The 1933-nt window shown below is 36.7% G+C and carries 2 protein-coding genes; both read right to left on the bottom strand.

Going from position 1 to position 1933, the window contains the following annotated elements:
- Positions 1-1751 (bottom strand): adenine deaminase (adeD, locus tag ABX784_RS17320; RefSeq protein ID WP_372656312.1); only part of this gene is annotated, 1751 nt, incomplete at its 3' end.
- 2 nt (positions 1752-1753) lie between these two features.
- Positions 1754-1933 (bottom strand): hypothetical protein (locus tag ABX784_RS17315; protein ID WP_372656311.1); only part of this gene is annotated, 180 nt, incomplete at its 5' end.

Genomic DNA, 1933 nt, shown 5'->3' with positions numbered 1-1933 from the left:
TAGTCTTTCAGGTCGATAAATTCAAATTTAGTCACATCAACTAAACCTTTATCTGTGATTTTTAAAGAAGGGATTACTGGAAGTGCCAGAAATGCCATTTGTATAAAAGGCTCATTTAAGTGAACATCGACCTCTTTACAAGCTTTCTTTAGTTCTATAATTCCTTCAGTTAGAACCTCTGCAGTCTCTAAGCTAAGTAGGCCAGCAATAGGCAAGGCCAGTGAAGCCGTTACTTTTCCATCTTTCACAACGCAAAAACCACCGCCCATCTCTATGAGCTTATTGGCCGCAATTGTCATATCACTTTCATCTTCACCAATGATAATAATATTGTGAGAGTCGTGTGCCACTGATGATGCAATGGCACCATTAGAAAGTCCTGACCCTTTTACAAGACCTAGAGCAGGCTTAGAGCCTTTTCCATATCTTTCTATTACACATATTTTCTTAATATCATCACTCTCAAATTTTTCACCGTCATAGTTAATCTTTAAGTGATTCGTTATAATTTCATCTTTTACAATTTCAATAACGTTATAAGTTCCTTTGCTAAACTCAAATTTAATCTCATCCTTTGAAAGTACTTTTCTCTTCATCGTATTTTCAATTGGAGGAGAAGATTTTTTAAGGTTATCTTTTAAAGATTCTTCAATCTTTAATTCTTTAACAGGGATACCTTTCATAAAGACATCACTGATTTCAACATTCTTATAATCACTTAATAGCACAATGTCGGCCTGCTTTCCTGGAGCAATTAGTCCTATTCTCTTAAGACCAAAATGTTTAGCTGCAGAGTAAGAGCTAAGCCTATATGCAACGTGTGGCTCAATTCCAATTTCATTAATCATCTTTTTGATAAGATAGTTAATATGGCCTTCATTGAAAATTTCATATGGATTTCTATCATCTGTACACAATAGACACTGACAAGAGTTAAAATCAGTAACAAGAGGAGCAAGAGTTTTTAAGTTCTTTGCAACTGAACCTTCTCTAATGATTAAGGCCATACCCTTTGAAAGCTTTTCTCTTCCTTCTTCTTGAGTAATTGTTTCATGACAGTTCTGTATTCCTGCCGCAATATAAGCATTTAAGTCTTTTCCTTGAACAAGAGGGCAGTGTCCATCGAGATTCATCTCTTGGAACTCTTCGACTTTATCTAGCACATCATCAAATGCATTAATGACTCCTGGGAAGTTCATCATTTCTGCAAGACCTAGAACATTAGGGTGGTTCTTATAGGCCTTCATTTTTTCAAGTGGAAATGGTCCACCATTAGTTTCAAACCCTGGAAGAGCTGGTACACAAGAACTAACTTGTACGAATAGGTTTTGCTTCATCAGCTCACTACATCTTAAAAACCAGCTAAATCCCTTATCTCCCATAACGTTAGTTATTTCATGAGGGTCACAGATCGCTGTCGTTGTACCTAGAGGAAGTGTAAGCCTTTCAAACTCAAAAGGGTGCATCATTGAAGATTCAATATGTAGGTGACCATCAATGAAGCCTGGAACTGCAACTGCTCCCTTAGCATCGATGACTCTTTTAGCTTTTTGATCTAAGTATTCAAGTCCTGTCCCAGCAATTGTCTTTCCAGCAATGGCGATTGCACTCTCGTTGATACCACCATTAACTAAGTCCATAACCTTAACATTCTTAATAAGAATATCTATTTCTCCATCACCTCGGGCAACACTAAGTACGTGCTTTAACTCTTCTCTGGTAAGTTGTTGAGTACTCTTTGATTGAATCATCTCTAGTCCTTTAAAATATAATTTTTAGCAATAGCACAAATAGAGTCATCCTTAGATGTATAGCATGATCTCTTAGCATAACTAGTGGCGTGCTCTTCTTTTCCTAGTGCTTTATAATAATATGCAATCTTCAAACAAGTAACAAGAGAGCTCTCTTCACAAGACTTAGAGGCCTCTCGAAT

The organism is Halobacteriovorax sp. (assembly GCF_041587335.1).
Lineage (GTDB): Bacteria > Bdellovibrionota > Bacteriovoracia > Bacteriovoracales > Bacteriovoracaceae > Halobacteriovorax.
The sequence above is the reverse complement of the archived record's forward strand: the minus strand, read 5'-3'. Positions and strand labels throughout refer to the sequence as shown.